21 protein-coding genes are annotated in these 23487 nt (G+C 60.6%); 4 read left to right on the forward strand and 17 right to left on the reverse strand.

All coding sequences use genetic code 11. The features are described from left to right. Positions 1-12 precede the first annotated feature (12 nt). From B0E33_RS18120 to uxaC, 5 genes are all read right to left on the reverse strand, one after another. The gene (locus B0E33_RS18120) at positions 13-330 is read right to left on the reverse strand and encodes a cupin domain-containing protein (RefSeq protein WP_023003251.1); all 318 of its coding nucleotides are present in this window, start codon (positions 328-330) and stop codon (positions 13-15) included. Between the two features lie 10 nt (positions 331-340). Further along, entirely contained in the window at positions 341-1621 is a 1281-nt protein-coding gene (locus tag B0E33_RS18125; RefSeq protein ID WP_055656087.1) for a TRAP transporter large permease, read from the reverse strand. A gap of 1 nt (position 1622) precedes the next feature. Beyond that, positions 1623-2120: a TRAP transporter small permease gene (locus B0E33_RS18130; RefSeq protein ID WP_088665314.1), complete on the reverse strand. Its 498-nt coding sequence runs from the start codon at positions 2118-2120 to the stop codon at positions 1623-1625. A 152-nt stretch (positions 2121-2272) separates the two neighbouring features. Beyond that, positions 2273-3253 (reverse strand): TRAP transporter substrate-binding protein, encoded by a 981-nt coding sequence (locus tag B0E33_RS18135; RefSeq protein WP_023003254.1) that lies wholly within the window; start codon positions 3251-3253, stop codon positions 2273-2275. 23 nt (positions 3254-3276) lie between these two features. Continuing rightward, a complete protein-coding gene (uxaC, locus tag B0E33_RS18140; RefSeq protein ID WP_077291958.1) occupies positions 3277-4719 on the reverse strand; it encodes a glucuronate isomerase in 1443 nt (480 codons plus the stop codon). A 92-nt stretch (positions 4720-4811) separates the two neighbouring features. Here uxaC and B0E33_RS18145 point away from each other — a divergent pair, with 92 nt between their 5' ends. The 3 genes from B0E33_RS18145 to B0E33_RS18155 all read left to right on the forward strand — a co-directional run bounded on the left by B0E33_RS18145 (position 4812) and on the right by B0E33_RS18155 (position 7279). Next, a complete protein-coding gene (locus B0E33_RS18145; RefSeq protein ID WP_055656081.1) occupies positions 4812-5504 on the forward strand; it encodes a GntR family transcriptional regulator in 693 nt (230 codons plus the stop codon). A 2-nt stretch (positions 5505-5506) separates the two neighbouring features. Further along, positions 5507-6445, forward strand: coding sequence for a sugar kinase (locus B0E33_RS18150; protein WP_167579558.1), 939 nt, complete (start codon positions 5507-5509; stop codon positions 6443-6445). A 171-nt stretch (positions 6446-6616) separates the two neighbouring features. Continuing rightward, a complete protein-coding gene (locus B0E33_RS18155; RefSeq protein ID WP_077291960.1) occupies positions 6617-7279 on the forward strand; it encodes a L,D-transpeptidase in 663 nt (220 codons plus the stop codon). 353 nt (positions 7280-7632) lie between these two features. On the opposite strand, the gene B0E33_RS18160 is transcribed toward B0E33_RS18155, so the two are convergent. From B0E33_RS18160 to B0E33_RS18195, 8 genes are read right to left on the reverse strand one after another with little or no spacing between them, the layout of a single operon-like run. Then, the gene (locus tag B0E33_RS18160; RefSeq protein ID WP_077291961.1) at positions 7633-8421 is read right to left on the reverse strand and encodes an aldolase/citrate lyase family protein; all 789 of its coding nucleotides are present in this window, start codon (positions 8419-8421) and stop codon (positions 7633-7635) included. Between the two features lie 11 nt (positions 8422-8432). Then, complete coding sequence (gene hpaH, locus B0E33_RS18165; protein ID WP_208997662.1) at positions 8433-9239, reverse strand: 2-oxo-hept-4-ene-1,7-dioate hydratase; 807 nt, start codon at positions 9237-9239, stop codon at positions 8433-8435. After that, the gene (locus tag B0E33_RS18170) at positions 9236-10090 is read right to left on the reverse strand and encodes a fumarylacetoacetate hydrolase family protein (RefSeq protein WP_077291962.1); all 855 of its coding nucleotides are present in this window, start codon (positions 10088-10090) and stop codon (positions 9236-9238) included. Before B0E33_RS18170 ends, hpaH begins: the two co-directional genes overlap by 4 nt. Beyond that, positions 10087-11505 (reverse strand): pyridoxal phosphate-dependent decarboxylase family protein, encoded by a 1419-nt coding sequence (locus B0E33_RS18175; protein ID WP_077291963.1) that lies wholly within the window; start codon positions 11503-11505, stop codon positions 10087-10089. Before B0E33_RS18175 ends, B0E33_RS18170 begins: the two co-directional genes overlap by 4 nt. A gap of 29 nt (positions 11506-11534) precedes the next feature. Then, entirely contained in the window at positions 11535-12515 is a 981-nt protein-coding gene (gene hpaD / locus B0E33_RS18180; protein WP_023003263.1) for a 3,4-dihydroxyphenylacetate 2,3-dioxygenase, read from the reverse strand. Positions 12516-12535: 20 nt separating this feature from the next. Beyond that, positions 12536-13390: a 3,4-dihydroxyphenylacetate 2,3-dioxygenase gene (gene hpaD / locus B0E33_RS18185; protein ID WP_023003264.1), complete on the reverse strand. Its 855-nt coding sequence runs from the start codon at positions 13388-13390 to the stop codon at positions 12536-12538. Between the two features lie 41 nt (positions 13391-13431). Continuing rightward, positions 13432-14943: a 5-carboxymethyl-2-hydroxymuconate semialdehyde dehydrogenase gene (gene hpaE / locus B0E33_RS18190; RefSeq protein ID WP_077291964.1), complete on the reverse strand. Its 1512-nt coding sequence runs from the start codon at positions 14941-14943 to the stop codon at positions 13432-13434. A 3-nt stretch (positions 14944-14946) separates the two neighbouring features. Next, positions 14947-15333 carry a 5-carboxymethyl-2-hydroxymuconate Delta-isomerase gene (locus B0E33_RS18195; protein ID WP_062487467.1) on the reverse strand — a complete coding sequence of 129 codons (387 nt, stop codon included), beginning with the start codon at positions 15331-15333 and terminating at the stop codon, positions 14947-14949. A gap of 102 nt (positions 15334-15435) precedes the next feature. On the opposite strand from B0E33_RS18195, the gene hpaR reads away from it, so the two are divergent. Continuing rightward, positions 15436-15888, forward strand: a complete 453-nt coding sequence (hpaR, locus tag B0E33_RS18200) for a homoprotocatechuate degradation operon regulator HpaR (RefSeq protein WP_077291965.1) — start codon at positions 15436-15438, stop codon at positions 15886-15888. Positions 15889-16063: 175 nt separating this feature from the next. Here hpaR and B0E33_RS18205 read toward each other — a convergent pair whose 3' ends face one another. The 4 genes from B0E33_RS18205 to bcsA are packed head-to-tail and all read right to left on the reverse strand — an operon-like array spanning position 16064 to position 23484. Continuing rightward, on the reverse strand, positions 16064-17857 hold the full coding sequence (locus B0E33_RS18205) for a hypothetical protein (RefSeq protein WP_145903543.1): 1794 nt from the start codon (positions 17855-17857) through the stop codon (positions 16064-16066). After that, positions 17836-18933, reverse strand: coding sequence for a family 8 glycosyl hydrolase (locus B0E33_RS18210; protein WP_052001968.1), 1098 nt, complete (start codon positions 18931-18933; stop codon positions 17836-17838). The genes B0E33_RS18205 and B0E33_RS18210 overlap by 22 nt, the downstream gene beginning before the upstream one ends. 1 nt (position 18934) lies before the next feature. Further along, positions 18935-21217 (reverse strand): cellulose biosynthesis cyclic di-GMP-binding regulatory protein BcsB, encoded by a 2283-nt coding sequence (locus B0E33_RS18215; protein WP_167579559.1) that lies wholly within the window; start codon positions 21215-21217, stop codon positions 18935-18937. An 11-nt stretch (positions 21218-21228) separates the two neighbouring features. After that, positions 21229-23484 carry a UDP-forming cellulose synthase catalytic subunit gene (gene bcsA / locus B0E33_RS18220; protein ID WP_077291967.1) on the reverse strand — a complete coding sequence of 752 codons (2256 nt, stop codon included), beginning with the start codon at positions 23482-23484 and terminating at the stop codon, positions 21229-21231. Between the last annotated feature and the right edge of the window lie 3 nt (positions 23485-23487).

Below are 23487 nucleotides of genomic sequence, written 5' to 3' on the forward strand. Positions count from 1 at the left end.
TGCAGGCGGTGTTCAAAGAAAGTCGTCGCGGCGCGGCGTGAAGGTATCGACCAGTGTCCCCGGTTCCAGGCACACGCACCCGTGCAGGGCGTTGGAGGGGATGACGAAGCTGTCGCCGGGACTGACGTCGAAGCTCTCGCCGTCGATGGTGAAGCGGAAACGGCCGCTTTCGACATAGGTCGACTGTACGTGTGGATGATTGTGCAGCTTGCCTTCCGCGCCTTCCTGCTGGAAGCGGAAAGCGACGACCATCAGGTCGGGACTGTCGGACAGCACCTGCCGGCGGATGCCCGGGTCGGCGGTCACTTCGGGAAAGGTTTTCACGAACATTGGTTTTGCCTCAATGGAATAGGGATGGCAGCCACAGCGACAGGGACGGGATGTAGGTCACCAGGAGCAATGTGAAGATGGCGGCACCATAGAAGGGCCAGATCGTCCTGATCGCATCCCAGACCGATATCCGGCCGACGGCGCAGCCGACAAAGAGCACTGTGCCGACCGGCGGCGTGCATAGGCCGATCCCGAGGTTGAGCACCAGGATGACACCGAAATGGACCGGGTCGACCCCGAAAGCGGTGGCAACCGGCAGGAAGATCGGCGTGGTGATGACGATCAGCGGCGACATGTCCATGAAGGTGCCGAGGAAGAGCAGCACAATGTTGATCATCAGCAGGATGATCAGCGGGTTCTCGGAAATGCCCTTCATGAATGCCACAAGTTCCGCAGGAATGCGCAGGAAGGCCAGCAGCCAGCCGAAGGAAGCCGCACAGCCGATGACCAGCAGAACCATGGCGGTGGTGCGCACCGCGGCTTTCGTGGCGGCGACGAATTCCGGCCAGTGCATGGTGCGGTAGGCAAGCGTGGTCACCAGCAGCGCGTAGACGGCCGCGATGCAGGAGCTTTCGGAAGCCGTGAACACACCGGAGCGCACGCCGCCGAAGATGATGCCGATCAACAGCAGGCCTGGAATGGCGTTGATGAACATCGCACCAAGAGCCGACAGGCCGGGAAAGCGTTCCGTCGGATAACCGGCACGGCGGGCAACGAACCAGGCTGTGACCATCAGGGAAACTGCGAGCAAGAGGCCCGGCAGGATGCCCGCTGTGAACAGGTCGGCGATGGAAAGACGCCCGCCAGCCGAGATCGAATAGATGATCATGTTGTGCGAGGGCGGCAGCATCAGCGCAATGATCGAGGAGACCACGGTGACGTTGACACCGTATTCGACCGAATAGCCCTTTTCCTTCATCTGCGGGATCATCAGGCCGCCGATGGCGGTTGCATCCGCCGCGGCGGAGCCGGAGATGCCGCCGAAGAGCACGGAGGCGGTGATGTTTACCTGACCGAGACCGCCGCGCATATGCCCGACCACGGCCCCGGCGAGCGCCACCAGCCTTCGGGCAATGTCGCCGCGCACCATCAGTTCGCCGGCAAAAATGAAGAAGGGGATCGCCATCAGTGCGAAAACGGAGACACCCGAGTTCAGACGCTGGAAGACGACGACGGGCGGCAGGCCCATGTAGAGCACGGTGGCCAGTGACGCTGCGCCCAGGCAGAAGGCAACGGGTGTGCCAATCAGGAGCAGAACCGTGAAAGTGCCGAAGAGGATAACGGGTTCCATATCAAGCAGCCTCTTCGATGGGATCTTCGCCGAAGCGTGCGGTCGGCAGACCGGCTGCGCGACGCATCAGGCGTTCGATGGAAAAGAGAAAAACCAGGCAACCGCCGCCAACGAGCGGCAGGAAATCAACCGCGCCTGAAACGCCGAGCGACGGCAGTTTTACATCCCAGGCCGACAGTGCCAGTTCCGCGCCGTACCAGGCCATGCCCGCGCCAAAGGCGGCGACCACGGCATCGGAGATGCTGTAAAGCACCAGTTTGGCTCCCTGCGGCAGAAAGTAGAGCAGGACGTCAAAACTGAGATGGTAACCTTCACGGATGCCGACGGCGGCGCCCAGGAAGATGAACCAGCCCATCAGGATGACGGAAGCAGGTTCCGACCAGACGAGACTGTCGTTCATGACGTAGCGCATGAAGACCTGCGCCGTGATGAACACGGTCATGAGAATGAGGCCGCCTCCGGCAAGCCAGAGCGCTGCCGTGGAGACATGGCGCAACATCTGCGCGGTGAACTTGAGATGAGGCTGCACGTCGAGATCCTGAAGCAGGGAACCGGGTCAAGGCGGATCCTGAAAAACGGCCAGCAGCCAGCCGGGCCGTTCCGCGGTCGATGGACCGCGAAACAGCTTTGCCGACTGCGGGCTTGCGAAGATCAGTCGGTCGCGCGGATGCGGGCGACGAGATCCTTCAGATTTTCGGAGGTCACGTGCTTCTCGTAGACGCTGTCCATGGCTGCCATGAACGGCTCCTTGTCGATTTCCGTGACGACTTCGACACCGGCAGCGCGGACTTTTTCTTCAGACGCCTTTTCGCGGGCCTGCCACTGTTCGCGCATGAAGGGGACCGAGTCCTTTGCAGCCTGGCGGACGGCTGCCTGGTCTTCCGGAGACAGATTGTCCCAGGACTTCTTCGACATCACCAGCACTTCCGGCACGATCAGGTGTTCGTCCAGAGTGTAGTAGCCGGCAACTTCGAAGTGACCGGAAGATTCGTAGGACGGCCAGTTGTTTTCCGCACCGTCGATAACGCCGGTCTGGATGGACGAATAGACTTCGCCATAGGGCATCGGCGTCGCGTTGGCACCGAGCGCCGACATCATGTCGACGAAGATGTCGGACTGCATGACGCGAACCTTCATGCCTTCAAGATCTTCAATCGATTTGATCGGTTTGACCTTGTTGTAGAAGCTGCGCGACCCGCCGTCGTAAAAGGCAAGGCCGACATAGCCGTGCGGTTCGAACGCCGCCAGGATCTCGTCACCAATCGGACCGTCCATCACTGTGTGCATGTGATCGACGCCCTTGAAGATGTAAGGCAGCGAGACAACCTTGGTTTCCTCGACCAGGTTGTTGAACGGGCCCATGGAGACGCGGTTCAGGTCGATGACGCCGAACTTGGTCTGTTCGATGGTGTCCTTTTCCTCGCCAAGCTGCGCGGAATGGAACACTTCGACACAGATGCGGCCGTCAGTGCGCTCTTCCAGCAGCTTGCCCATCTGCTTGACGGCCTCCACCGTCGGATAGCCGTCCGGATGGGTGTCGGACGATTTCAGTGTCACTTCGCATGCAAGCGATGCGGATGTGAGCGCGGCGGTGGCCAGAAGCGATGCCGCAAGGGTCTTCAATACTTTCATAGTCTCCTCCCGAAATTGGCTCGTCAGAGCCGATAGGCCTGCTTGGCAAGCCTGTAAGTGAGGTCGTGAGCGACCTCATATGCCTCGTCCTCGTCCAGCCTCCCGGATGTCACGAGCGATGCGAGGTAAGCGCAATCGACACGGCGGGCCACATCGTGGCGGGCCGGAATCGAGCAGAAGGCGCGGGTGTCGTCGTTGAAACCGACTGTGTTGTAGAAACCCGCGGTTTCCGTGGTCAGTTCCCGGTAGCGGCGCATGCCTTCCGGGCTGTCGTAGAACCACCAGGCCGGACCGAGCTTGAGCGTCGGATAGACGCCGGCAAGCGGGGCCAGTTCACGAGAATAGGCCGTTTCGTCCAGCGTGAAGAGAATGATCGAAAGGTCCTTTTCCAAACCGACCGCGTCCAGCAGCGGCTTGAGCGCCTTGACGTAGCTGGTCTGGGTGGGGATGTCGAAACCCTTGTCCCGGCCATGGGCTGCCATGATGCCGGACGAATGATTGCGGTAGCTGCCCGGATGAATCTGCAGAACCAGCCCGTCCTCGAGGCTCATTCGTGCCATTTCCGTCAGCATATGGCCGCGGAATGCGTCGGCTTCCTCTGGTGAGCAATTGCCTTTCAGGGCCTTCTGGAACAGGGCTTCAGCATCCGCAGCCGACAGGTTCTCGGTGCGTGCGGTGGCGTGACCATGATCGGACGACGTTGCACCGAAGGACTTGAAATAGGCCCGGCGCACCCGGTGGGCATTGAGGTAGCCCTGCCAGCTGGTGGTGTCTTCACCGGCGAGCTCGCCGAATTTTTCGACGTTGGCGCTAAATCCCTCGAACTCCGGGTCGACAACCGCATCGGGGCGATAAGCCGTGACAACCCGCCCTTTCCAGCCGCTGTCCCGGATCTGTCGGTGCCATTTCAGGTCGTCCAGCGGTGATTCCGTGGTTGCGATCACCTCGATGTTGAAGCGCTCGAACAGCGCACGAGGCCGGAATTCCGGGCGGCTCAGGCAATCGGCAATGTGGTCGTAGGCTTCATCCGCGGTTTGGGCGGAGATCCGTTTGGTCCAGCCGAAGACTTCCTGAAAGGAATGCTCCAGCCACATGCGTGAAGGTGTGGCCCGAAAAAGATGGAAGTTCTCGGCAAAGGTTCGCCAGATCTTGCGGCTGTCGGTCTCGCTCAAGCCGCCGTCGATGCGCGGCACGCCCAGTTGGCTGAGGTCGATCCCTTGCGAGAACAGCATGCGGAAGACGTAGTGATCGGGAACGATGAACAGTTGCGCCGGATCGGGGAAAGCTTCGTTTTCGGCATACCAGCGCGGATCCGTGTGTCCGTGCGGGCTGACGATCGGCAGATCCTTGACGGTGGCATAAAGCTCCGTCGCGATCTTGCGCGAGGTCGCATCGGCGGGAAACAGGCGGTGCGGGTCAAGGCCCTGTTCCGAAATATCCGGTGCATCCGCTCTTTCCAGTGACATTCGTTTCTCCCGTGGCGCCTTTGGGCAGGCTGATGTTGCTACTAGTAAACTGATATGCTAGTTGAGTAGACGAGTCAACGGAGACAACGCTGATGTCAGAAAGTAGCGCCCTGAAGGTGCTCGAGCCGATCAAGATCCCGACCGTCGCAGATACGGTGTTCGAGGAATTGCACCAGCAGATCCTGTCACTGGACCTGGCGCCGGGCACGCGCATGTCGGAAGCGGAAGTGGCCAAGGCCTTCGGCGTGTCTCGCCAACCCGTGCGCGATGCCTTCTACCGGCTGTCGCAGCTCGGGTTCCTTTTGATCCGGCCCCAACGGGCAACGGTTATCTCCAAGATCTCGGAAGTTGCGGTGCTGAAGGCCAAGTTCGTGCGGACGGCGCTGGAAGTTGCCTGCATGCGAGCCGCCATCGAAGTGATCACGGACGCACAGATCGACGATCTGGACGAGCTGCTTGCACAGCAGCAGGCGGCGGTGGATGCGAATGAACGCCAATTGTTTCACACGCTTGACGATACGTTTCACCGGAGGATCTGTGAAATCTCGGGCCACGACTATGTCTGGGCGCTGATCCGCGAGCAGAAAGCGCATATGGACCGGGTGCGGTTCCTGTCGCTGGCGTCCGGCGCGCAAGTCGCACTGGACGACCATTTCCGTATCATGTCGGCCATTCGCAGGCGGGACGGCAAACTGGCCGAATCCATGCTGACCGAACACCTGGGCCGGATTGCCACCATTCTCGGCCGCATCCGCGCCGAGAACCTGGACCATTTCGAGGAATGAGTATGCCGATGCGGTTTCTCGCCATCGGCGAATGCATGGTCGAGTTTTCACCGACACCGTCAGGAACCTACGCCGTCGGCTTTGCCGGCGATACGTTCAACACGGCCTGGTACGCGAGCCAGCTGACGGACACCGAAAAGCTGGATGTCGGGTACCTGAGTGCCGTCGGCGATGACGCACTTTCCGGACAACTGACGGATTTTATCGAAGCTGCAGGAATCAGGCCCTTGATGGCCACGGTGCCAGGTGCTGCACCAGGCATGTACATGATCTTCCTGAGCGAAGGCGAACGAAGCTTTCAGTACTGGCGCTCTCAGTCCGCGGCCCGGCATCTTGCCGACGATCTCACCGCACTGGAGACAGCCGGGGAAGGAGACCTGCTCTATTTTTCCGGTATCACCGTGGCCATTCTTGCCGAAACGGCCCGGGATCGGCTGCTAGCCGCCCTGCAGGCGGCTGCCGGGCGCGGCGCGGAAATCGTCTTCGACCCGAACCTGCGGCCGCGCCTGTGGCCGGCAAGTGACGAAATGTGCCGCTGGACGATGAAGGCGGCCAGTGTCGCCGGCATCGTGCTGCCGTCGTTTGAAGATGAAGCCGGCCATTTCAAGGATACCGACGAAGCGGCGACCGCGGCGCGCTATCTCGCCAATGGGGCGCGGCTGGTCGTGGTCAAGAACGGGGCGGGGCCGATCCTTGTGCGCGGGGCCGATGGCGACAGTTTTCAGTATCAGCCGGAACCGGCAAGCACGGTCGTCGACACGACGGCAGCAGGCGACAGTTTCAATGCAGCGTTCCTGGTCGAATACATGGAACGGGCAAGAACGCGTGAGGCAGTTCGTGCGGGCTGTGCCCTTGCCGCGCATGTGATCGGCAGCCGTGGAGCGCTGGTGCCTGTCACAAGAATGGACCTGATTGCCTGCCGCAACAGGTTGAGCGCCTGATTGTTTGCGTAACCTAACGGCAGAAAAGCCCCAATTTTAATCAACTGTTTACCATAAATATGTTGCTTTCGCTCTTGGATCGCGTGATGTGTCTTTAGAATTTTCTGATCCGGTCAGAACCGTATTATTGCAAGTTTGACGGTTCGAGCACGCCGCTGAAAGGACGCGAATATGGCTTCCACGATGAGCCGACGCACATTTGTTGCTGCAATACCCCTGCTGCTGGCAGCCTGCCAGAGCCAGCAGAGTTCAACCGTGCAGGCGGGATTGACCCCGCTGGCCGACGGGACACCGGATTATGCGACGGCCTATGCCGCCAGAACCGATGGCGGGTTTTCGATACCGGCGATCCAGTATCAGAAGTTCGACCCGAAATATCTGCGCCAGGTGGTGTTCTATCCGAGCAAATATCCCTCCGGCACAATCGTTGTCGATCCCGGCAGCAAGTATCTCTACCTGATCCAGCCCGGTGGTCGTGCCATCCGCTATGGCATCGGTGTCGGTCGCGCCGGCTTTGCCTGGAACGGTGAAGCGGAAATCCGCTTCAAGCGCGAGTGGCCGAAATGGTTTCCGCCGGACGAGATGATCGAACGGGATCCGAAACTGGCAAAATATCGCGACGGGCAGGACGGCGGTCCGAGCAATCCGATCGGCGCACGCGGGCTTTATCTGTGGCAAGGCAACAAGGATACGCTCTACCGCATCCACAGCACCAACCAGCCCTCCAGCATCGGTACCAATGCTTCCAGCGGCTGTATCCGCATGTGGCATCAGGACATCATCGATCTCTACAACCGCGTCAATGTCGGCGCCAAGGTGGTTGTGCTGGGCTAGGTTTTCGGCACCGTCCGCTACGGCCTCATGTTTGAAGAGCCGCAGGTCCCCACAGATGGACTGGCGGCTCTTTTTCGTTCACGCGGCCCATCCTTCGAGACAGCGCTTCGCGCTTCCTCAGGATGAGGAGGGTGGTTGGGAGGCTCTTCGGTGAAAGGGCTCCCGGGGGTGGAAAGTCCGACATGGTGACCTGTCTGACGTAGTTACCGGGGTTCTGGCAGGCAGGCGTCTCGGATCCGGTCAGTCAAGGACAGCTCATACTACCACCCCAAGGCCTCATCCTGAGGAGGGCCTTCAGGCCCGTCTCGAAGGATGGGCACCTTGTTCAAGAGACTGCATCGAGCCTCTGGCCTTTAGCCTTCGACCGACCCAAGTAACTCCTTTGCCTGCCGGGCTGCACCGCGGATGGCCGCGGCATAGAGGGTAACGTCGATCGACGTGGCAACGAAGGTTGCGCCAAGCTCCAGACAGGTGCGGGCGAAATCCAGATTGGTGGTCAGGATACCCGGTGCCTTGCCGGCAGCCTTGATGCGTTTCATGGCGTCGAGGATTACGGCAACGACTTGAGGATGCATCGGGTCACCGAGGTGGCCCATATCGGCGGCCAGATCCGAGGGCCCAATGAAGACACCATCAACGCCGTCGACCGACAGGATGCCGTCGAGGTCTGCCAGGCCGGCGCGGTTTTCCACCTGAACCAGCAGGCAGATCTCACCGTCGGCAGTCGTCAGGTAGTCGGGAATGGCGGAAAAGCCGGACGCGCGGGCAAGCGCGGATCCAACGCCGCGCACACCGACCGGCGGATAACGTACGGCACTGACGAGCTCTTCTGCCTGCACCTTGCTTTCCACCATCGGGACCAGCAGCGATTGCGCACCGGCATCCAGGAACTGCTTGATCATCCAGGTCTCGCCGATGGGTACCCGCACGACCGGCTTGCTGCCAGAGGCCTCGACCACTTTCAGCTGCGCCATCATGGATCTGAGGTCGTTGGGCGCGTGTTCGCAATCGATCAACAGCCAGTCGAAGCCGGCACTCGCGGTAATCTCCGCCGTGTAGGCATCGGCAAGCCCGACCCAGCAGCCCATCTGCGGCTGACCGGAATTCAAGGCGGCTTTGAAGGCGTTTTGAGGCGCTGGCATGGTATTCCCTATTAGGCGAAGGAGCAGGATACAGACCCGAACGGGCCGAAGTCGGCGTGGACCTTCGAACCGGAGGGGCATTCCACTGGCCGGATGAAGGATCCGGACAGAATAATCTGTCCGGCTTCGATTGTCTGTCCGTAATCGGCCATGCGCCGCGCCAACCAAACGACGCTCTCGACCGGATCGTTGAGGACGCCCGCACCAAGGCCGGTCTCCTCCACTTCACCGTTCCTGGTGACGATGGCGCCGGCCCAACGGAGGTCGACCGCTCCGGGATCATGCTTTTCGTTGCCCAGAACCAGGCCGGCATTGGCGGCGTTATCGGCAATGGTGTCGAAGATCTTGCGAGTCTGTCCCGTCTCCGGATCGACGCGCTGGATGCGCGTATCGAGAATCTCCAGGCTCGGACACACGTGATCCGTCGCCGCAAGTACATCCTGGCGCGTGACGTTGGCGCAACCGAGAGAGGCCTTCATGACAAAGGCAATTTCCGCTTCGATGCGCGGCTGGATGAACCGACCCTTGGGGACCGTGGCTCCGGTTTCAAACAGCATGTCGTCGAAGAGGACTCCACTGTCCGGAATGTCGATCTTGAGCGCGTCCTGCATGGCTTTCGACGTCAGACCGATCTTCCAGCCGATGATCTTGCGGCCTTCGGCAAGCTTCGCCCGGGCAAGTTCTTTCTGGATTGCATAGGCCCCGTCCATGTCGAGGTTCGGATGGCGCAGGGTGAGAAGACCAATCTGCTCGAGCGTCTTTTCCGCGTTCAGGAGATCATTTGCGGCTTTGGAGATGTCTGCTTCGCTCAGGCTCATTTTTCATCCTCCACCCCGTTCCGCAAGATGCCTATGCCATCGACCTCGATCTCGACCACGTCACCGGGTTTCAGATAGCGGGGAGGGTCGAACCGGGCGCCGGCACCTGTCGGCGTGCCGGTGACGATGATGTCGCCGGGCTGAAGTGTCATGAAAGTCGAGATGTAGGCGATTTCCTCACGGATCGGGAATGTCATGCGCTTCAGGTGATCGTCCTGGCGCAACTCTCCGTTGACGCGGGTCTGAATGCGGGCCTCATCCAGTTGGTCTGCCTTTTCGAAAGGCACGAGCCAGGGACCGATAGAACCGGAGCAGTCCCAGTTCTTGCCCTGGGTGACGTTGAATTTCGCGTGCCGGACCCAGTCGCGGATGGTGCCTTCATTGCACAGGGTCAGGGCGCAGATATGGTCATAGGCATCTTCCGCCTTGATGCGTCGGCCGGTCTTGCCGATGACGATGGCCACTTCACCCTCGTAATCGAGTGTGTGGTTTTCGGGCGGTCGGATCAGCGGACGGTCGTGGCCGGTGAACCCGCTGGCAAACCGCGGGAACAAGGACATGTATTTCGGTTGGGTGCTGCCGTCCTTGTACTCCGCATTGCGGTCGGGAAAGTTGACGCCAACACACAGGATCCGCGGCGCGTCCGGCAGCACCATTTCATAAGTGAACTCGGAATGCGTAACCGGCTTGTCCTTTGCGGCAGTGACGAGATCCTGCAGACCGCCGGCGCGGATGGCGTCGTAAAGCGTCGGCCACTGCGGAAAGTCCGGCGACAGGGCGATCATGCCGGTATCAGTGACGGCTCCGTAGAATTGTTGTCCGTCGGCGCTGTAGGTTGCGAGCCGGGTCATGCGGTCTCCATGTTTCTGGCAATTTCGGTAATGACGTCGAAGGCAAAGGCGACGTCTTCCTGTGTGCAGTCGAACTGCCCGACCTGGAAGCGGACCACCTTGGCACCATCCAGCAGGGTCTGGGTCAGGTAGATCCGGCCATCGTCGTTGATGGTATCGACGAGGCGCTGGTTGAGCGTGTCGAGGTCCCTTGCACCTTCAGGGGCAAAGCGAAAGCTGAACAGGGAAAGGACGGGCTCGGAGGTGATTTCAAAATCCGGTTCTGCGCGCAAACGCTCGGCAAGAGCGGTTGACCAGTCGACATGGTTGCGCAGGCGCCCTCGCAGGCCTTCCAAACCGTAGGAACGCATCAGGAACCAGAGTTTCAAGGCCCGGAAACGGCGGCCAAGCGGAACGGACCATTCGGAATAGTTGACGATCCCGTCGTGGCCGTGGGTCTTCAGATATTCCGGCCGGATCGCCAAAGTACGCACAAGGTCTTCCGGGTCGCGAACGAAATGGGCGGAACAATCGAACTGGGCTCCAAGCCATTTGTGCGGGTTGAAGACCATGGAATCGACGCCGTCGACGCCTTCCCAGAGCTCGCGGTACTCGGGGACGATCATCGCCGCGCCTGCCCAGGCCGCATCAAGATGCACATAGAGGCCGAAGTCCTTCGCGACCGTGACGACCGCTCCAACATCATCCGACGCGCCAACGCCGGTGCCACCGGTGCAGGCGATGATGCCGGCTGGCCGGAAACCAGCCGCAAGATCGGCTTCGATGGCCGCACGCAGCGCGTCCGGATCCATGGAGCGACGTGGGCCCAGAACGGGGATACGCACCAGATTGTCCTGGCCGATGCCGGAGATCCAGATTGCCCTGTCGATGGAGGTGTGGACCTCATTGGAGGAATAGACCCGAAGGCGCGGTTGCCCGCTGAGGCCGGCCTTGTTGCCATCCCATGAAAGGGCGCGCTCGCGCATGGTCAGGACGGCGGCCAGAGTTGCGGTGGAGGCGCTGTCCTGGATCACTCCGGTAAAGGACCCGGGCAGACCGACGGCCTGGCGCAGCCAGTCCATCATCCTGGTTTCCATCTCGGTTGCCGCCGGAGAGGTCTGCCACAGCATGCACTGCGCCGCCATGGCGGTAACGAGATATTCCGCCAGCATTGATGGCGGGGACGCATTGGCGGGGAAATAGGCGAAGAAGCGCGGGTGTTGCCAATGGGTCATGCCCGGCAGCACGATCTTCTCGAAGTCCGCGAAGATCTTCTCCATCTCCTCGGCAAGTTCGGGAGGTGCCTCGGGCAGGGCGTTGAGGATTTCACCCGGCTTCACCTGGGCACGGACAGGCCGCTGCCGCAGGGTCTGGTGATAGTCTGCGGCCCAGTCGGCCACCCTCCGGCCCCAGCCGGCAAAGTCAGTCCAGTTCATCGCATTCTTCCAACCATTGTCTGTTTCACCTATGGCGCAACAATCGGTTGTGCGGCAAGGCTGGGGGCCTGAACTTCGGTTCCTTCGAACAGGGATCCTTCCTCGAACCAGCTCTTGGGAGCTGGCGCGCCCCAAAGGGTCTGCCGCTGCGGATCCTTCAGGTCCCACCTGATCGGTTCCAGATCCGGATCGACCGTCTGGTAATCCGAACAGTAGATCTCGATCCGGTGGCCGTCCGGGTCTCGAATGTAGAGGAAGAAGGCGTTGGAAATGCCGTGTCGGCCCGGGCCGCGCTCGATATTGGATACCCAGCCAGTGGTTGCCATCAGGTCGAGCAGGTCGATGATATTGAGCGGGGTCGGCACCCAGAACGCCGTGTGATGGAGGCGCGGGCCCTTGCCGTTGGTGAAGGCAATGTCGTGGACGCCGCCCTTGCGGTGGGTCCAGGCGGCCCACAGACGGCCGGTTGCCTCGTCTTCCGTGTATTCGGTCACCCGGAAGCCAAGCTCGTTGTAGAAGGCAACGGAAGCATCGACGTCCGGCGAGAAGCAGTTGAAGTGGTCGATGCGGAGCGGCTTCACGCCCTTGTAGAGCGCGTATTTCTGATGGATCGGCGGCAGGCGGTCCATCTTGGCGTAGAACTCCAGCGGAATGCCATGCGGATCGCGGGTCCGGAATGTGCGCGACTGATAGGGCCGCTCGACCCAGTCGACCGGCAACCCCTTGCCCTTGAAGAAGTGCGCGGCCTTGTCGAGGTTTTCCTCGTCGAACACCTTGAAGCCGAGATCACGGGCAGCGGCATCTGCCGATTTGCGCAGAACAAGGCAATGGTGGCCGCGTTCTTCCATGGCGCGCAGATAGATCGCCTCATCGGATTCGTCCGTGACCTGAAGCCCGAGCGTGTCGACATAGAAGGCCCGGCTCTTGGCCAGATCCGTGACGCCCAGTTCCACATGGCTGAGCCGGATGATGTTGAAGGGTGGATAGAGATTGGGGGCCGGAATGGGCATGGAAGGCTCCTGCGATAAACCTATTGGACCGGGAAGATGACGTTGGTCTGTCCGGTGCCGGAACTGGGGAAATAGTCGGTCACGACCTCGCATTCGGCGGTGTAGCTGTCCCAGCCGAGCGCGCCATAGAGCATGGCGGTGTCGTGCATGGAGCCTTCGCCGCAGCAATGGTCGGCATATTCCGGCAGCATCTTCAGGAAGGTGGCATGATCGCCCCTTTGCCACATGTCGAGGACATGCAGATCGACCTGCCGGTTGAACTCGGATGAGATGGTGAAAGTGCCGTTGTTGGCGGCGTAGTCCTTGTTGGCCCAGATCTTGTGAGACAGGGAGCCCGAGGCAAGCAGCAGCACCTTCTCGTCACTGGCTTCGACTGCCGCCCGGATCGCTTCGCCGACGATACGGCTCTCGTCATGGCCGTGCACCGTGCACCAGGCGGCGACCGAGACGACCTTCATGTCGTGTTCCCGGCTCATGAACCGCATCGGCACCAGCGTGCCGTATTCAAGTTCCAGGCTATCGAGATGATGGGCGAGCGTGAAAGCGCCGCGCTCGGTTGCCTCTCTTGCGATGGCGTCGCCCATCTCCGGGTTGCCCTCGTAGGCGTAAGGCAGGTTCTGGATGAAATGCGGAAATTCGTTCGAGGTGAACAGGCCTTCGAACCGCTTGTTGGCATTGATGTGAAAGCCTGCGTTGATCACCCAATGCGTGTCGCAGACGATCGCCGTCGTCGCGCCGAGCGCTTTTGCCCGGCGCGCGATTTCGTAATGACCGTTGATAGCCGGCTGACGCTTGCCCTCCACAGGTCCGGGCTGTTCCGACATCAGCATGGTCGGCACATGCGTGACCTTGGCCGCGAGAACGATTTCTCCCATAGTCTCCTCCCGTTACTGCGATCTTATGTCGTTCACATTCCTCACGCACCAAGGCGCGGGATGGCGTGCTGGCCGGTCGCAAAGCCGATGTGTTTCTGCTCCATGTAGAATTCGAACGACCAGTCGCCGCCGTCGCGGCCGATGCCGCTGGCCTTGACGCCGCCGAAGGGGGTGGGCAGGTGGCGGACGTTTTCCGAGTTCACCCAGATCATGCCCGCTTCCAGAGCGTTGGTGAACCTCAGCGCCCGCGTCAGGTCGTTGGTCCAGACGTAGCCGGTCAGGCCGTAGGGAATGTCATTGGCGATCCGAAGTGCTTCTTCTTCCGACCCGAAGCGGATGGAGGTCAGGACCGGGCCGAAGATTTCTTCCTGGGCGATCTTCATGGCGTTATTCGCGCCGGTGAAGAGGGTTGGGCGCACGAAGCAGCCTTCCGTCCCGACGCGGCTGCCGCCAGCGGCAATCGTTGCACCGTCCTGGCGGGCGATTTCGAAGTAGCCGGTCACCTTGTCGAAATGGGTCTTGTGGATCAGCGGGCCGATTTCGGTCTTTGGGTCGAGGGGATGACCGACCTTGATGTTGTTCACCCGATCGATGAGCCTTGCCTCGAATTCCTCGGCAATCGTGTCCTGCACCAGAAGGCGCGAGGACGAGGTGCAGCGCTCTCCGTTGAGCGAATAGATCATGAAGATTGCCGCATCCAGCGCCCGGTCGAGATCGGCATCGTCGAAAACGATCACGGGGTTCTTGCCGCCGAGCTCGAAATGCACCCGTTTCAGGGTTTCCGCCCCCTGTCGCATGATCATGGACCCGGTGCGGCTCTCGCCGACGAAGGCGATGGCCTTGATGTCAGGATGTTCTGTCAGGGCCTTGCCGGCTTCTTCGCCGAGGCCGTTGACAAGGTTCCAGACACCTTTCGGCAGGCCGGCTTCTTCTGCAATTTCCATCAGGATGCGTGCAGTGACTGGAGAAAATTCCGCCGGCTTGTGGACCACGGTGCAGCCTGCAGCGAGCGCCGGCGCGATCTTCCAGGTCGACAGCATGAAAGGCGTGTTCCAGGGCGTGATCACGCCGACCGGTCCGATCGGAAGACGGGTCGTGACGTTCATGAGGGTCGGTGATGGCAGGGCCTGACCGTCGCGGGCACCTGGCGCCTTGTCAGCGAAGAAGCGGAAGTTCTCGGCGCCGCGCAGGGCGGCCTTCGACATGAAACGCAGGGCCTGACCGGTATCCCAGCATTCGCAAAAGGCGATTTCTTCGGCGCGGGCGACAATGCCGTCGGCAATCTTGTGAAGGATTTTCTTGCGCTCCGTCGCGGCCAAATCGCGCCATGCCGGAAAGGCCTCCTTGGCGGCCCTGGCTGCAGCGTCGATATCGGCAGCATCCCCCCTGGCAACCTTGCAGATCAGGCTGTCGTCTACCGGGGAGGTGGTTTCGAATGTCGCGCCGGAGGCTGCGGGGCAGGCCTTGCCGCCGATCTGGTTCAGCACGCCGGTCTCCCGGAACCTTGCGAGGTAGGTCTCAAGTTTTTCGATGTTGTTCTGAAGGTCAGACATGGGTCAGACAGTCCCCAAATGGTCGCGAATGGTGCCCGTCTTGGGCGAAAGGTCCGGGTCGATGTCGCGCATCTCAAGCGATAACGCGAGCGAACTGGTGGCCAGGACCGGTTCCAGGAAAGCCTTTGCGGCCTTGAACAGACGCTCCGCTGCGTCGCGCTTGACGTCGTCCGGCCGTCCGGCGCGAAGGCGTACGGAAATGTCGATGAAGGCATGTTTCGGGTTGCCGTCGGCGATTGCATAGTGGTCGCATCGTATGGCCCGCACCCGCAGACCGGGCATGGGAAGGGCATCGATGGTCGCGGCTTGCGCACGCAGATGCTCGCACAGGGCCTTTATGTCGGCCCGCTGTTCCAGGTTGGCGGAATATTCCAGCGATATGTGCGGCATGGGATTTCCTTAACAGTGCAATATTTGCTATGTTAAATATATGAGATCGAAACTGTCAAACTTTTTGTGTCTAATAATCTGCCAATTCGCTATGGACCTTGCATGATCGACGACACTGAACCCGCTGACGGCCCGGCGCTGCCGTCCACAAGACGCTCCATCCCGATTGCGCTGATCCGGGCGCGCGAGAAGGTCATGGGCCCGATCCGCGAGATGCTCTCCGACTGCGGCATCACCGAACAGCAGTGGCGCATCCTGCGGGTGCTGGAAGAATTCGGTCCACAGGATGCCTCGACCCTGGCCGACCGCGCCTGCCTGCTGTTGCCCAGTCAGACCCGTATCGTTCAGACGCTTCTGGAAAAGGGGTTGGTGACCCGCCAGGCGGACGAGAAGGACAGGCGCAAGCAAACGGTGGCGATTACGCCGGCCGGACAGGCAATCATCGAGGAGAAGCTCGATGACGCCAAGGCAATCGCGGCGCGCATAGAAGAGGTCATCGGCAAGGAGAAACTGACACAGCTGCTCGACATTCTGGAGGATTTCCAGAAGCTGTAAGAGGCCTGGGGCTAAGTCTGGGGCTGAGCCGGATTTCGGATTGAGGTCGGTTTTCGCGCTGAAGGCTCGGCACCGGATGCCGGCTATGGGCCGGAAACGGCCCGGGCTCCCTTCAGCCTGTGTAGCTGGAAAGGAGCCCGGGCTTCTGGTCTCGTGCGGGAAGAGACCAGTTGTTCTAGTTGTAGCGGTACATCTTCTTTTCGGAGAACCACTTGCCCTGGCGGGTTTCTGTCGTGGACCCCGCCTTGTCGGCTTCCGCGAAGAGCTTGTGCGCCTCTTTCGACCGGCCCGTGTGATACAGCGCCCAAGCCCGAAGCAGTTTTGCCTTGCGGCTTTCGCGCCCGCTCATTGCGTTTCTTTCAAGGTACGGCAGAGCGCCTGCATAGTCTCCGGTGCTGATCTCCTGTTCGGCAGAGCGCAGGTAGGAAGACCCGGAGGAGCGCGATCCGCCAGAGGAGCGGCTGCGTTCTTCGGAAGCGGACGCAAGCTGTGCGCCGCCGAGGGTCTTGATCGCGGGGAACTTGGTTGACCATTGCGCGATCAACTGTCGTTCGCGGGCTTTCTGCTTCTTGCGCTGAGCAACCACGATCTGGCCGACGGCCGCGGATTCGTTCGGCTGGAACTCCATCGACTTGGCAAACCAGATTTCAGCTTCATCGAGTTCAAGCATGTTGTAGAAGTGCCAGCCGAACACCTGGGCGGCAATCGGCGATTGCGCATCCTGGACGACGTTCGCAAATCTCGACAGGCGCTTGAAATCCATCTCGGTGCCGTAGCCTTCCAGAAGCTGGATCGAAACGACTTCCAGATATGCCTTGAGGATGAGCGGATCCTTGCGCCGGTTCTTGTAGGCAAGTTCCTCGGCTTCCTCGTATTCGCCATCTTCCTTCATGGAGACGACCATGCCTTCGATGGCCTTTGGCGAGGGGCGAAGCTTGTAGGCTGTCTGGAACCATTTGGTGGCGGTCTTGAACTCTTCGCGGGAATAGTAATACCAGCCAAGAAGTTCGGCATCGTTCGGGTTCTGGAGTTTTGCAGCCGAATTGGCGAGTGCGTCCAGATCCGATTTGTCGACCAGCATGGCGGGATCGGTGGCGCCTTCGCCAACTTCACCACGCAACAGGTCCAGGTAGATTTCGTTGAATTCCGAGCGACCGTCCAATCCGGTTCTGCCGTAGGCGACAAGCTGCTCCACCGCGTTGCGCGGCAGCACTTCGGCAGCCTTTTGCACGGTGGCCTTGCGCTCGTCCTCATTGGCGCAGTTGGCAAGGATGTACTTGTAGGCTTCGAGCGCCTTGACGTCCTGACCGGTCTCGTTGAGGGCCCTGGCTGTCCGCCAGATAATATCGATTTCCTGGCAGGTCAGAAGATCGGAGTTCTTCACCGCGATCTTGATGACCTCCTGGGCGTTGCCCAGTTCGGACGCTTGGATGAGGGTCTTTCGCGCTTCGGCATTGATGATCTGTCGGCGCAATTCGGCTGAAGGCTCATAGCCCGGGTAGAGATTTATGTATTCCCGGATCTTGGCGTAGAGCTCCTGGGTCCGGCCGGTGGCGAAGAGATCCCAGAGCGGTTGTTCGTTCACCTCGATCCGGTTGCGGTCGTAGATGTTTTCCGGCGGTTGCCAGTCCGGATGAAGAGATTTCAGCCGCTTGATTTCCGCAGACACACGGCCGATCTCGCCATTTTGTGCGTAGTAGCGCAGGGCCGTTTCATCGACCTTGGCAGCCGCGGGGGCTGCGGGGGCGGCGGACTGTGCCGCCCCTGGCTGGGTGACCGAAAGCGCGAAAGGCGAAACATTGGCCTGCTGCACCGGTAAAACACCGGTTTCAGGTGCCTGCAGGACAAACGGAGAGCCGCCGGGCAGTTGTTGTTGCGGCGCGGCTTCCCACGGAGCGGACTGCGCCAGGGAACCGTTGGTCGCAAACGCCAGCGCGAAGGAGGCAATTACCATTCTGGTGAAAGACATTGCGGATACCTCTCTGCAATTGCGAGAATCGTGAAGATCTGAAGTGTTGTGGAGTAATAGTCGTCTGTGCCGATCTGCAGCAGTTCGGACGGGAATGGCTCGGCCTTGTCCATACATCTGGTCAGGGCAGCAATTGCGCGAAAACCGATACCGCCCATGACACTCTTCGGCTCGCCCGTGACGATCTGCGTAACCGATGGGCCGCGGGGATCGGCAAAGCCGCGTAGCGTTGAAAAGTCCGCCGCCTTTTTCACGCGCAGGGCATTTCTGGACAGCGCGAGATAGAGCGGAACCCGGATGGCATTGTAGCCGAATTCAGGTGTGAACTTATCGGAAGGAACCAGCTTGAGGCCGCCGATATCGACCCAATCCGGTGGCAGGTAGCTTGGAGCCCTCTGGGAAAGGTCCAGGACGTCCTCTCCGACAACCGCAACCTCGCCCCAGTTCGCAGACGTATCGAACTCGGCGATGGTTTCCAGGGCCGGATAGACCCAGTAGGACGGGTTGACCGTGACGGTCTGATGATCGCCGGAGACGAACCCTTCGCTGCCGGGAACAAGAACCGGTCCGAGGGCGGTTTGCTGAAGAAGCGTTGCGGCGATATCCGCCAGAACGACCTTTGCCGAGGCAAGGTCTTCAGGGTCTCCCCAGCTCTTGTAGGCCTCGATCAGCGCCCAGGCGATCAGCAGGTCCCCGTCCGTCGCGTTGTTGGTGTCGGCGACATTGGGACCTTCCGGCGTGTGCAGCACCTTCCAGGCAAACAGGTGATCCTTGCGCACCTGCAGGTTCTCGTAGGTGTAGTCGCGGATCAGCTTGAAGGTCTCGCGGTCATCCACCGCGACGGCCAGAACCATGCCGTAACCCTGGCCTTCGCTGTGACTGATGCCTTCATTGGCATCGTCGATGACGGCTCCTTCCGGGGTCATGTGGCGGCTCGTATAGTCCCGCCACGCCGACCCCAGCCAGAGCGACACGGCTTCCTTGCTGCGCGCGCTGGCGCCGAACACCGGTTCGGCGTGAGCGGGAGCAAGCGACAGGAAAAGTGCCATGCCGGTTGTCATGCAAAGCCTCAGCATGTCAGCGTCCGGACCGTTTGAGGGAGACGTAGTAGCTGAAGCCGAGGATCAGGCAGAACGCCAGCATGAACACGACGAAGTCGAGCATGTTGTGGGAGACCAATCCTGCCACGACGAGCCGGCTGTTCCTGAACTCGGACGGGTTTGCCAGCGAGGCAAAGTAGTTCGGATCGGACAGGCGTTCGGACGCAAACCTGTTGGTGGTCGCGTTATAGAGCGATGTGTCGCCGGTGAGCCAGGCAAGCCTGCCTTCGCGCAGCATCGTTTCCGTGCTGGCCTTGATGTCGTCACTCGTCAGGCCGGTCACGACGGTCCAGGTGTCCTGCTTGACCGGGGCTCCCATGAAGGCAACCCAGCTTTCCTTGGATGTCAGCGTCTTGGTGCGCTGTGCGATCAGGATGCTGTTGCCCTGCAGCGCGAAGCTGCGGTCGGACGGAACTTCGGAATTGAGCTTGAAGCCGACGCTGCGCCAGGCGGATCCGGCGTATCGCTGGATGCTTGCCATCAGGCTGGTGTCGTTTTCGTCAACAGACTTCAGCCCGAAAAAGCGGCCCACCTGACTGCGCGAGCCTTGCGTTCTTTCCGGGTCGAGCGTGTCCAGATAGGCTTCCTTGGCCATGCCCGAAAGGCGATTGACCGGGGCAACAATCAGCCCCGGCTGATTGCCGACCGAGGCGGAGGCCGTCGTGATGACGATCGGCCGGACCTGCTGTGTGATTGCTGCCGTTGCCACGGCAAGCTGAGCAGCGGCTTCCAGGCTTTTCGGGTCGTCGGCAAGCACCTGAATAGTAGTTGGCCGGTTTTCTGCAGGGTTTTTCGGCAGAAGGTCGGAAGGAGACAGGCTCGGTGTCACGCGCATTCTGGCTAGTGCATCGAACTCGATCGTCGATGTGTCCGCATCAAGCGACAACCGGTCGCCGTTGAGGCCGGTCGCGACATCGCAGGTGGCATCATCTTCTGTCAGGGAAGACACTTCGATGCGCAGGTCGTTGAAGCCGGGCGAGAAGCCGCCAAGCGGGATATCGAGTGGATTGCGGGAAGAAATGCCGTCACGCGTCAGTTCCGCAGACGCAAGTGCGGCACCATTGGCGAAGACCTGCAGCCGGTTGGCATTGGACAGGTTTGCCAGCGCATCGATGTTCAGGCTGAGTTTGGCCTTGCCATAGTCTCCGACGAAATAGTCGTCCGGCAGGCGGATCGAGAAGTCCTGCCGGAGAAGCCGGCCGTCAAAGCGTTTGCTGCTGACGCCGATCTTTGCCAGGGAAACCGTTTCGCCGGGTTCGATCTCGTAGCCGAACTTGTTTTCGAATGCGGCAATACCCCGGCGGCTTCCCAGCATCGGCTTGGCCTGCAGGGCCTGTTTGAAGGCTTCGATGGACTTGTCCAGAGCCGGGCGGTTCTCTGCCGCGAGAAACAGGGAAACCCTGCCCGTATCCGGCCGGTGGACGATAGCAAGGCCAGGGATTTCCGAGCCGGTGTCGCCAACGGCAAAGCCTGCGTGCGAAAGCTCGGCCCGAGTGCCGACAATGATATCCAGGCCGGCATCGTTGCCCGGCTCGTTCCTGATCTGGATGTCCGGGTTATGATATTTTCCGAAAGCGGCGACAGTCTGTGCAACTGCCAGGGCCCGGTCCAGATTTCCGGCGCTCGCCGTACCCAGTTGCAGCAGGCGCATGTTGGTGGCGCCGCTCTTGTCGTTCGGGACCGCGCGCAGCAGTTCAAGGCTGGCCGACACCTTCGGTGAGTTGTCCGGGCCCGGATCGAACACGATACCCGTGTTTGCCGGGTTCAGCACCGTCCACAGTTCATAGGTGGCGGGGATCGCGCAGTCCACGCGGTGCTTGTGTTTCGCGATGAACCGGATTTCGTTGAACCCCTCGACCATCAGTCCGGGAGGGAGATCGAAGCTGCGCATGGAGCTTTGAGCGCCTGCGTTGAGTTCAATGTCGCCAACGGGCTGACCGTTGACCATGATGCTCATGCTGGAATGTTCCGGGGCGGTCGAGACCGCGGTCAGGTAGTCCACCTGAAGCTTGCGATAGAGAAGGACCTCGTCCCGGGGAGCGTAGACGGCCAGCCGGATTTCTGCCTGTTCGCCTTCCATCCGGAGCTGGTCGGCGGTTGCCGTCAGTCGGCGGATTGTGCTGCGTTCTTCGGTCTTGGTGTCGAGCACCGATACGTCGAGCTGCTGGGCAACTGCCGAAACGGGCAGAGCAATCAAGGTTGAGGCGACAAGCGCTGCCTTGAGGCAGGTTGCGGCTTTGAGGTGATACAGAGTTTTCATTGCTTCAATCCTCATTCTGCAGGTGCGAGGACGGATTCAGGCAGGTCCTGCTCGACAGGTGCCGGCTTGCGTTTCAGGCCGGACCGCAGGGCTGTCATGAGGCCGAGGACCGGGACGCGAATGCCGTAGTAAAGTGCCCATCTGGTCAGGCGCATCATGCCCGCGACAACCGAGGATCCCGTCAGCTTCCTGTTGTGCAGGGCTCTCGGTATTGTCAGGTCGGCAAACATCACGTCGCTGGAAACGATCGCTCGCGTTGCGACGGTGTCGAGATAGGCGGCGCCGATCAGAATTCCCTTCGAGCCGGCCCGCTGGGAGGCGACACGAATGTTGATGCCTGTGTCGGCAAGCGCGGCGTCAGGTTCCGGCGTCGCATCGGCGGACCGGTCCAGAGATTGACGGGGATGGAATGTCAGGTGGCCGTTGTCGCCGAGCACGTTCCCCCAAGCTGGTGCTCTTTCAAGCTGAAGGAGCAGGCCGTTGGTGTTGGATTCCACCAGATTGACGGGGATGGTCTCGTCACGAAGGCGGAGCGTCGCCTTGCGATGGACCCGGATACGCGGTGCGGTTCTGACTTCCTTCCGTTCCAGGATGGCGCCGAGGGCTGCACCGGCAATGATCAGGTTGAAGACATGCCAGATGCCGACAACACCAAGCAGGGCAGTCTGGCCGGTGTCGTTCTGCAGGCGCCAGGCCAGCACGCCGGTCGTGAGGAGCATGACCGCGAAGACGATGATGTAGGGCCATGCGATGACCGACAGCTGTTCTTCTTCGAGTGTTTCACCCTTGGTCGTGACGTTGAACTTCGGCGCACGCGGGTTCATCAGCACGGAGAAGATCGCCGGGAACAGGTAGATTGACTGGATGTACTCGTAGAGTTCGGAGATCCAGGGCCACCTGAGCTTGCCATAGAGGCCGGACTGGATCGTTACCACCGCAAGGATGTAGGTCATCGTGTAGGCCAGGAATTCCTGCGGCGAGGCGATGTAGATCTTCATGTTGAAGAGGATGAACATCAACGGCGCCAGCAGGAACACCAGCCGCGGGAATGGGAACAGCCAGAACATGGCACTGGACATGTAGGCGACGCGCTGCATGAAGCTCAGGCCCGGCTTGAACATCGGGTTCTTGAGCATCAGGATCTGCAGCATGCCCCGGCACCAGCGGGACCGCTGGCCGATGAACGAGGCGAGAGTGTCAGGCTGCAGGCCGGCGATCATCGGACGATCGACATAGGCGCTCTTCCAGCCGCGCGAATGCAGCTCGAGAGCGGTTTCGCAGTCTTCCGTGATCGAGACGCCCGAGAAACCGCCGACTTCATTGAGGGCTGCACGCCGCAGGACGGCGCCGGAGCCGCAGAAGAAGGTGGCGTCCCATTTGTCGAGGCCCTTCTGGATCATGCCGTAGAACATGTCGTTCTCCGAGGGCATGATGTTGTAGGTGCGCAGATTGCGCTCGATCGGATCCGGATTGAGGAAGAAGTGCGGTGTCTGAACCAGGAACAGTTCGGGGTCCTTGAAGTAGGCGACGGTTTCGCGCAGGAACTCCCGTGACGGTGCGTGATCGGCGTCGAAGACCACCACGAGATCGCCTTCCGACCGCGACAGGCCGTAGTTGAGGTTTCCGGCCTTGGCATGTTCGTTGCGTTCACGAGCAAGATATGTCGCACCGAGATCTTCGCAGATCCGCTTGAATTCCTGGCTGCGCTCATAGGCGGCAAGGGCGGCCTTCTGGTCCGTGGAATTCAGCTTCTGAAGCGTTGCGCCATCGTCCAGAAGGAACACACGGAACTTGTCCTGCGGATAGTCCATGTTCTTGGCGGCGGCGATGGTGCAGGCGACGAGGCCCGGTTCCTCGTTGTAGCTGGGAATGAACACGTCGACGGTCGGAGCATCGGCGTCTGAGTTCTGCACCTTGCGGGGACGCTCATAACGGTCGGAGACGATGAGCGCCGACAGGAAGAACATCAAGATGCAGAAGAGCTCTGCAACAAGCAGCAGGACGCCGGGAACGAAATCGTAAAAGTTCTCGATCGGCGGAACCGTCTGTGTCACGCGCCAGTAAACGTAACGGCCGACGAGCAACCCTCCGAGCGTCAGAAACGTGACGCGTCCCAGAGTGCCCGGCAAGACCTTCGTGAATTGCATGGCAACCAGAACGAAGAGGCCGAGAAAGAGTTGAACTTCAACCGAAAGCGGCAGCGTGACGATGAAAAATGTAGCGATGGTCGCTATCGTCGCGAATACGTATAAAAGTAAGTTCAGCATAGC

This window comes from Roseibium algicola (genome assembly GCF_001999245.1).
GTDB classification, from domain to species: domain Bacteria; phylum Pseudomonadota; class Alphaproteobacteria; order Rhizobiales; family Stappiaceae; genus Roseibium; species Roseibium algicola.

Coding starts and splice junctions, on each gene's coding strand:
- B0E33_RS18120 (WP_023003251.1), bottom strand. CDS start 330: ATGTTCGTGAAAACCTTTCCCGAAGTGACCGCCGACCCGGGCATCCGC.
- B0E33_RS18125 (WP_055656087.1), bottom strand. CDS start 1,621: ATGGAACCCGTTATCCTCTTCGGCACTTTCACGGTTCTGCTCCTGATT.
- B0E33_RS18130 (WP_088665314.1), bottom strand. CDS start 2,120: ATGTTGCGCCATGTCTCCACGGCAGCGCTCTGGCTTGCCGGAGGCGGC.
- B0E33_RS18135 (WP_023003254.1), bottom strand. CDS start 3,253: ATGAAAGTATTGAAGACCCTTGCGGCATCGCTTCTGGCCACCGCCGCG.
- uxaC (WP_077291958.1), bottom strand. CDS start 4,719: ATGTCACTGGAAAGAGCGGATGCACCGGATATTTCGGAACAGGGCCTT.
- B0E33_RS18145 (WP_055656081.1), top strand. CDS start 4,812: ATGTCAGAAAGTAGCGCCCTGAAGGTGCTCGAGCCGATCAAGATCCCG.
- B0E33_RS18150 (WP_167579558.1), top strand. CDS start 5,507: ATGCCGATGCGGTTTCTCGCCATCGGCGAATGCATGGTCGAGTTTTCA.
- B0E33_RS18155 (WP_077291960.1), top strand. CDS start 6,617: ATGGCTTCCACGATGAGCCGACGCACATTTGTTGCTGCAATACCCCTG.
- B0E33_RS18160 (WP_077291961.1), bottom strand. CDS start 8,421: ATGCCAGCGCCTCAAAACGCCTTCAAAGCCGCCTTGAATTCCGGTCAG.
- hpaH (WP_208997662.1), bottom strand. CDS start 9,239: ATGAGCCTGAGCGAAGCAGACATCTCCAAAGCCGCAAATGATCTCCTG.
- B0E33_RS18170 (WP_077291962.1), bottom strand. CDS start 10,090: ATGACCCGGCTCGCAACCTACAGCGCCGACGGACAACAATTCTACGGA.
- B0E33_RS18175 (WP_077291963.1), bottom strand. CDS start 11,505: ATGAACTGGACTGACTTTGCCGGCTGGGGCCGGAGGGTGGCCGACTGG.
- hpaD (WP_023003263.1), bottom strand. CDS start 12,515: ATGCCCATTCCGGCCCCCAATCTCTATCCACCCTTCAACATCATCCGG.
- hpaD (WP_023003264.1), bottom strand. CDS start 13,390: ATGGGAGAAATCGTTCTCGCGGCCAAGGTCACGCATGTGCCGACCATG.
- hpaE (WP_077291964.1), bottom strand. CDS start 14,943: ATGTCTGACCTTCAGAACAACATCGAAAAACTTGAGACCTACCTCGCA.
- B0E33_RS18195 (WP_062487467.1), bottom strand. CDS start 15,333: ATGCCGCACATATCGCTGGAATATTCCGCCAACCTGGAACAGCGGGCC.
- hpaR (WP_077291965.1), top strand. CDS start 15,436: ATGATCGACGACACTGAACCCGCTGACGGCCCGGCGCTGCCGTCCACA.
- B0E33_RS18205 (WP_145903543.1), bottom strand. CDS start 17,857: ATGTCTTTCACCAGAATGGTAATTGCCTCCTTCGCGCTGGCGTTTGCG.
- B0E33_RS18210 (WP_052001968.1), bottom strand. CDS start 18,933: ATGCTGAGGCTTTGCATGACAACCGGCATGGCACTTTTCCTGTCGCTT.
- B0E33_RS18215 (WP_167579559.1), bottom strand. CDS start 21,217: ATGAAAACTCTGTATCACCTCAAAGCCGCAACCTGCCTCAAGGCAGCG.
- bcsA (WP_077291967.1), bottom strand. CDS start 23,484: ATGCTGAACTTACTTTTATACGTATTCGCGACGATAGCGACCATCGCT.